Raw genomic sequence first — 6,351 nt, 5'->3', positions numbered from 1 at the left:
AACGCATCTCCACAGCCGGATGTTCCGATGCCCGCCGTCCGGTGCGGGTACCCAACTCGATGCGTCGCGCGCTGATCAGGGAGGCCAGCCGCTCGGCGGTGTCTCGCTTGATGTCCAGCGCGGCGGTGTAAGTGATACTGCTGGACACGCGGAGCCCCTCGGATCGGTGTGACCTGTCGCAAGATCAGTCCTACCAGAGGGCTTCCTACATGCCTGACGCTAGATCAGGCGCTAGCCACAGATGCCAAGAACTCCAGCACGTGGCCTGACGTGCGTTTCGAGCGACGAGTGGATCCTGACACTGATCCCTATCGCGTATCGCGCACAAGGGACTTTCGAGCGCAGGTTTTGGGCGCGGAGCGACAGTAGTTGCATCCTGCTGCGCCGAAACTGACGAGCGCATGCCTTGGTGGTCATTAGTCGGGATGCAACCGATCACCCTCACTCCGGAGTTGAAGGGCGCCAACGTGGGCAATCCGACCTTGTGATGACGAGGAGGAGGCTGACGTGCTGATCGCCATAGACAACGAGGGCCAGCGGATCCAAGCCGCGCGTGACCTTGGCAGCGGATCTTTCACGTGCCCATTGTGCGACTCCGGGGTGATCCTCAAGCGCGGACGCAAGGTCGCCGCGCACTTCGCCCACATGCTGGGGTCGGATTGCCCGGCAGCCGAAGGTGAAAGCTGGCGCCACCTCATGGCCAAGCAAGTCCTGGTCGAGGAGTTCAACGCGCTCGGTTACCGTGCCCGAATGGAGGTGGATCACCGAAAGGCTGGCCGACGAGTCGACGTGGCCGTCATCCGCGACGTCCAGCATCGCGCCCGGCTCGCCGCCATTGACCTCCCTCAGCAGATATCAGCCGGTGTCTATGGGCGTTGTGATGGGACTGGTGGGAGCGTGGGCCAGCGAGCGAGCATTCGTTGGCGCATATCCGTGCTGAGCCGGCTCAGGCCGCTCAGGTCGGCGCGGTCGGCCGTCATCTGGCCGACGACACCGAGCCGGTGGACGAGCCGTTGCCGGGCGGTCGCGGTGCCCCACTTCCAGTCCCGGTCCGGGATCCGGGCCAGGTGGTCAGTGGTTCCGCGGTGGGCCCTCTCGACCAGCGCGTCGCCTCGTAGCAGCCAGCCGGCGCACGCGTCGGCGAGATCGTCGTGGAGTTCGGTGCCGGTCGCGGTGCGCCATGTCGTGCGGTAGGCGGTCTCCGCCCGGTCCAGCAGCGGAGCGGATGCCGCAGTGACACACCAGCACGTCGGGAAGCCGATGCGCAGGTAGGCGAGCTCCACCAGCCCGCTGCCCAATGATGCCTGTTCGAAGTCGATGAACCTGATCCCGCTGGTGGTGTGCAGGTCATTGCCGGGACACGGATCCCCGTGGAGAAGGGCATGCCCCGATGCCTGGCCAAGCCGGTGCACGAGGTCATCGAGCTCGCCGGACACACCAGGCGCGACGGGAACCTCAAGAGTCTCGGCCAGCCTGAGGAAGGATTCGACGTCGGCCTCGTCCGGGCCCAGCCAGCGGGGAAGTACTCCCACGTCCTCCGGGCCGGCAGTGGCATGCAGCAGAGCCAGGGCCGCCGCGTAGTCGACGATCCAGTCGCTGGACGGGCGTTGGTGGTCCAGATACTCCAAGACCAGCACCCGCTCGCTGGGATCGGTGCTCAGCAGTGCGGGCACCACGGGCGCGTCAGCCCGGGCGGCGAGCCGCAGCGCGGCCACCTCGCGGGCGTACCGCTCCTCGGCGTCGGGACCGTCGACGATCTGCTTCACCACCGCCGGTGCCCCGGCCAGCTCCACGCGCCACACACGTGAGCGCGGACTGCTGCCCAGACGCCGAGAGCGCCTGGGTGAGCCCAGCTCGGCCCGTAACTCGTCCCCGAACGGCAGTCGCGACCACATAACCTCATCTTTCCACGCGGGCGAACAACTCTGCGGCTGCGGCGGATAACTGGCGGCCGTTCACGCCGCGGTTGCTTGCGAGCGTTCGACCAGGACGCCGCGTTCGAAGCGGGCGCTGGCGCGAATCAGGGCGACGAGGGGCGTTGCGTTGACCGCGCGCCAGCGGCTCTGGGCGGATTCGATGAGCTTGAACGCCATGGCCAGACCGGCGGCCCGGCTCCCGGGGCCCTTTGTGACCCTGGTCCGGAGGCGGAGGGGCAGGCTTGGCTACGCCCTCACGACGCCCGAGGGCAGCGCCACCGTGCAGCTGCAGCTTCTCGGCGAACCGCAGGTCCACAACTCGCTCGCCGCGGCTGCCGTGGCACGAGAAGCGGGACTGACCGTCGGCCAGATCGCCGAGCTGCTCAGCGCGGCGACCGTCCAATCCCCGTGGCGCATGGAGACCACCACCCGCGCAGACGGCGTGACCATCATCAACGACGCCTACAACGCCAACCCCAACTCCATGCGGCACTCCCTGCAAGCCCTTGCCGCCGTCGCGCGAGGCGTCGGTCGGTGCACCATCGCGGTCCTCGGCCGCATGAACGAACTCGGCGACGACTCACAAGCGGCACACGAGGGCGTCGGCCGCATCGCCGCCGACCTGGGCCTCGACCAGCTCATCGTTATCGGGGGAGACGAGGCGCGATGGATGCAGCAGGCTGCACACGCCGTCGGCGCGACAACAGTGCACATGCCCGACCAGCACACGGCCCTGCAGCTGTTGCGCTGCACACTCCGCTCCGGCGACGTCGTCCTCATCAAGGCCAGCCGGGGGGTCGAGCTCCAGCAGCTCGCGAGTGCACTGCTGGAGCCGGACCCCGACCCCGTGGGCGCTTAGGCCGCGGTCGCAAATCTGCGCTCTGACAAGCTGTCTGCCAAAGTCCCAGCTAGCGCAATCAAGTCCCCCTCGTGATTCCCAAGACGGCCGGGGCGCCCGCGCGCCACCGGCATCCAGCGATCAACGACTGGGGCAGTGCGCAGTTGCGGCGCCCTCGTGGCCAACGCCGGGGCAGGGGTTCCCGGCCCTCGGACCTGTACGTTGCCAGGGGCGGCTCTCACTCGTGGGCAGCGTCGATGTTCTTCGATTACGGCCCGGCCGCCGCATCGGAGTTCGCCACAGTGATCGACAGCTTCAGCCGGATGACCGGCGTCCCCATCCTGCTCGACACCAGCTACAACGACGAGGAGCCCATCGTGGAGACCCTGGCCCACGGGCGCTCGCTACCTTCCAGGCATGTGATCCGGACGCCGCTTGTACGTGATTACGTCATCGAAAGGGCCTGAACTGCCACACTGGACAATGTGACCCCAGCCCTGCGCGCGGCGGCCCGCGTCGTCGTCCTGGACGACGCAGACCGAGTGCTGTTGCTCGCCTACGATGAGAACGGGGGTTTCTGGGCCACCCCCGGCGGTTCCCTGGACCCGGGGGAGGGCCATACGACCGCCGCTCGACGCGAGCTCGCCGAGGAACTCGGCGTGGAGAATGCCGAGCTGGGCCCGCAGATTGCCGGGCGCAGCCAGGTCCACAGTGTCGGCGGCCGGCTCGCTCGTCAGGTCGAGCGGTACTACATTGCCCGCATCGCGCCCTCCGCTATCGACCCGGCATGCGCTACCCAGCCCGACAACATCCGCGCCCTCCGCTGGTGGACCCTGGACGAACTGCGAGCCACCGACCAGACGGTCTACCCAACCGGCCTCACCGACCTCATCGCCGGTGTACTGGCCCGTCCTCGTCATGGCGGTCGTAGCGGGTCTGATCCTGCTGGTGTACATGGCTCTCTTCATCGGCATTTTCGTCATGGCCAGTTGATCGTCATGCCATGACAGCCCGCGTCTCCCTGCGGTATGCGCCGGCGAATCAGCGGGGCGTGGCGGCATCACCAGCGTCACTACGGACATGACAGCGAAGTCATTGCCTTCGGGCGGCTTCCCAATGGGATGTCGCAAGCTGATGCGTGACCGAAGGACATTGATGAGAACGCCTTGCCTGTCAAGTAACTTGAGCCCAGGCAGGGGGTGCTGGCGTTTCGGCTACGGGGCTGGTTCGAAGTGGGACTTGGATGGTCGGGCACTCTTCGGCGAGGTGGAGCAGCTCGGTCTGTTCTTGCGGGTCGAGGGTGAGGTCCCAGCGGAGTTTGGTTGCGGTCCATTCGGCGTCGTACTGGCAGTGGACTTCGCCGCTGGGCGGCATCCAGGTGCTGGGGTCCTGGTCGGACTTGCTGCGGTTGGACCTGGCGGTGACGGCGTCCAGCGAGGTGGGGCTCCCAGGTCGTTGGCGTATGCCTGGCGCTGCGCGGTCCATGCTGATGCACCAGCTGGCGGGGAGCGTCATTCCTTGCGTGCGATATACGGTGCGCCGCGCAAGAGACGAGGACCGCTGCGGTAGTGAGCCCTTTTCCAAGCTGATGGTGGCGCCGTGTCAGCTCTGTCCGTTCTCGGTCCACGGACGAAGTTTCTCCGGGTTGCGGATCGCCCAGATGCGAGTGATGCGGCCGGCAGTGAGGCTGAACGCTGCCACGGTCACCGTGACGCCGGCGTGCTGGGCGACGAGGCCGGGCCGGCCATTGACCGTCCGTTCCAGGAGCGTCAGCCCAGGGGCTTTGCCAGCGATGTGGATCAGGTACTGGGCGATGCGCTCGCTGCCATCAACCGGGCGGAGGACGGTGCCGACCAGTCCGCCGCCGTCGGCGATCATCGTTGCGTTCGGGTCGAGGAGATCGACGAGGGCCTCGATGTCCCTGGCCTCCCACGCCTCTTTGAAACGCCGCACCAGACCGGCCTGCCCGGCCGTCGGAACCGCCGGATCCTGCGCGGCGCGAATACGCCGACGGGCCGAGGACGCCAGCTGCCGGCAGGCCGCCGGCGTCCGGCCGACGATCTCGGCGACCTCGGCGAAGGGGTACCGGAAGACGTCGTGCAGGATGAACGCCACGCGTTCGGCCGGCGTCATCGACTCCAGTACGACGAGGAAGGCCATGTTCACCGACTCGTCCAAGGTGACCCGGTCGGCGGGGTCGGCCGGCTCGGCCCTGCCGCCGCCCCCCCGACGGCCCGCTGATCCACTCCGTGCGGTCGGGCAGCGGCTCGGGTATCCATTCGCCGACGTAGCGCTCGCGCCGGACCCGCGCTGAGCCGAGCAGGTCCAGGCAGATGCGGGTGGCCACCGTCGTCAGCCAGGCGCCGGGCGACTCGATGGCCTCCTGCCGTTGCCGGGACATCGCGTACCAGCGGGCGTAGGTCTCCTGCACGGCGTCCTCGGCCTCGGCCAGCGAACCGAGCAGCCGGTAGCCGAGATTGATCAGATGTCGTCGCTCGCCGACGATCGCGCTCAGGCCCGGCTCGGACCGGTCATGCCCCGGCCCGGACGGGGTGCTCATGGTCGCGACCGCTCCCTGGTTCTTCTCGTCCGCTTCCGCTCTCGCCACTTCGACGAAACACCGCACCGGACTGTGAGGTCGGCGCTTCGCCTCACATTTCGCGGGCCCACGTCGTCGGACTACCGAGACACTACCGATCCACCGCCGCGAGGCAGAAGAGGGGACCGAGCCATGGCCACACAGACGACGGCAGAACACCGCAGCGTCACGTTCCTGCAGGTCGCGATCGCCCTGCAGACCTTGTCCCTCTCCTTCCAGGCGGTCACCGCCGGAATGCTGCTGTCCTCGTCCCACGGCGCAGTGCTGCACGACGCCGGATCGCGCGTGATGTACGGCGCATCGATGGTGTACGTGCTCGCCGCGATCCTGGCGTGGCGGCCGGGCGGCGGAACGCCCCGCCCCATCCTGCACGCGTCGGGCTTCCTCGTACTCGCTTCGGTGCAGGTGGTGCTGGGCATCGCGCACATGCCGTCGCTCCATGTCCCCCTGGGCGTCCTGATGTTCGGCCTGAGCGTGCTGGCGCTGGGCCAGGTGCTGTCCCCCCGCTTGTCGCAGCGCTCCGGCACCCGGTCGTAACCGCCGCGCGAACTGCTGTCGCCACCGCCACCGCAGTCAACCATCCACAGACTGGACGACCTCTATACCGAAAAGGAGCCCTTCCACCCTCATGCTGATGTGGCGAGGTGAAGTGCAAGGACGGCCCGGAAGAGGTTAGTGATGCGGTTGGTGCTGCACCGGATCCTGCGAAGGAGTCGCCAGTTCTTCAGGGTGGCCATGGCCTGCTCGCCGACGCATCGGATCTTGGCGTGGGTGGTGTTGTGGCGTCGCTGCCATCGCTTGAGCTTTGGCCCCGGGTCGGGACCCGAATGTGGCGGCCAGCACCTTGATAGGCACGGTCGGCCCAGCAGCCCGCACCGGCACCGGCCAGGGCCTGGACGAGGCCGTGAGTACGGGCAGCGGTCAGGTCGTGGGCGGATCCGGGCAGGACCGGGGAGACCCAGACGATGCGGCCGAAGGGGTTGGGAACTGCTGCTCGT

Annotated in this window: 6 protein-coding genes and 4 pseudogenes; 5 read left to right on the top strand and 5 right to left on the bottom strand. The window is 67.8% G+C overall.

Annotated elements, in window-relative coordinates; genetic code table 11:
• Positions 1–507 precede the first annotated feature (507 nt).
• A pseudogene (locus J7I98_RS43215) lies at positions 508–738 on the top strand (competence protein CoiA family protein); the annotation flags it as partial.
• A 128-nt stretch (positions 739–866) separates the two neighbouring features.
• Here the strand turns inward: J7I98_RS43215 and J7I98_RS39340 are convergent.
• Both J7I98_RS39340 and J7I98_RS39335 read right to left on the bottom strand, forming a co-directional pair.
• Positions 867–1,895 (bottom strand): aminoglycoside phosphotransferase family protein, encoded by a 1,029-nt coding sequence (locus tag J7I98_RS39340; RefSeq protein WP_214929861.1) that lies wholly within the window; start codon positions 1,893–1,895, stop codon positions 867–869.
• Positions 1,896–1,955: 60 nt separating this feature from the next.
• Positions 1,956–2,150: pseudogene (locus tag J7I98_RS39335) on the bottom strand (IS256 family transposase); the annotation flags it as partial.
• Between the two features lie 46 nt (positions 2,151–2,196).
• Between J7I98_RS39335 and J7I98_RS39330 the strand changes: the two are divergent.
• From J7I98_RS39330 to J7I98_RS39320, 3 genes are all read left to right on the top strand, one after another.
• Positions 2,197–2,775 (top strand): glutamate ligase domain-containing protein, encoded by a 579-nt coding sequence (locus J7I98_RS39330; RefSeq protein WP_308378118.1) that lies wholly within the window; start codon positions 2,197–2,199, stop codon positions 2,773–2,775.
• Between the two features lie 236 nt (positions 2,776–3,011).
• Positions 3,012–3,221: a carbamoyltransferase C-terminal domain-containing protein gene (locus tag J7I98_RS39325; protein WP_214929859.1), complete on the top strand. Its 210-nt coding sequence runs from the start codon at positions 3,012–3,014 to the stop codon at positions 3,219–3,221.
• Between the two features lie 18 nt (positions 3,222–3,239).
• A complete protein-coding gene (locus J7I98_RS39320; RefSeq protein WP_308378117.1) occupies positions 3,240–3,761 on the top strand; it encodes an NUDIX domain-containing protein in 522 nt (173 codons plus the stop codon).
• Between the two features lie 166 nt (positions 3,762–3,927).
• On the opposite strand, the gene J7I98_RS41990 is transcribed toward J7I98_RS39320, so the two are convergent.
• A complete protein-coding gene (locus J7I98_RS41990) occupies positions 3,928–4,239 on the bottom strand; it encodes a hypothetical protein (RefSeq protein WP_374225225.1) in 312 nt (103 codons plus the stop codon).
• Between the two features lie 117 nt (positions 4,240–4,356).
• Positions 4,357–5,314, bottom strand: a pseudogene (gene sigJ, locus J7I98_RS39310) (RNA polymerase sigma factor SigJ).
• A gap of 171 nt (positions 5,315–5,485) precedes the next feature.
• Here sigJ and J7I98_RS39305 point away from each other — a divergent pair.
• Positions 5,486–5,890, top strand: coding sequence for a hypothetical protein (locus J7I98_RS39305; RefSeq protein ID WP_214929858.1), 405 nt, complete (start codon positions 5,486–5,488; stop codon positions 5,888–5,890).
• Between the two features lie 89 nt (positions 5,891–5,979).
• Here J7I98_RS39305 and J7I98_RS39300 read toward each other — a convergent pair.
• Positions 5,980–6,351: pseudogene (locus J7I98_RS39300) on the bottom strand (transposase family protein); the annotation flags it as partial.

Source organism: Streptomyces sp. ISL-98 (assembly GCF_018614055.1).
GTDB lineage: Bacteria > Actinomycetota > Actinomycetes > Streptomycetales > Streptomycetaceae > Streptomyces > Streptomyces spiramyceticus.
Note: the sequence above shows the minus strand (reverse complement) of the source record. Positions and strands in the feature narration are given on the sequence as shown.

What these genes read in the sequence shown, in the direction of transcription:
- J7I98_RS39340 (WP_214929861.1), bottom strand. Translation starts at nt 1,895, where the DNA reads ATGTGGTCGCGACTGCCGTTCGGGGACGAGTTACGGGCCGAGCTGGGC.
- J7I98_RS39325 (WP_214929859.1), top strand. Translation starts at nt 3,012, where the DNA reads ATGTTCTTCGATTACGGCCCGGCCGCCGCATCGGAGTTCGCCACAGTG.
- J7I98_RS41990 (WP_374225225.1), bottom strand. Translation starts at nt 4,239, where the DNA reads ATGGACCGCGCAGCGCCAGGCATACGCCAACGACCTGGGAGCCCCACC.
- J7I98_RS39305 (WP_214929858.1), top strand. Translation starts at nt 5,486, where the DNA reads ATGGCCACACAGACGACGGCAGAACACCGCAGCGTCACGTTCCTGCAG.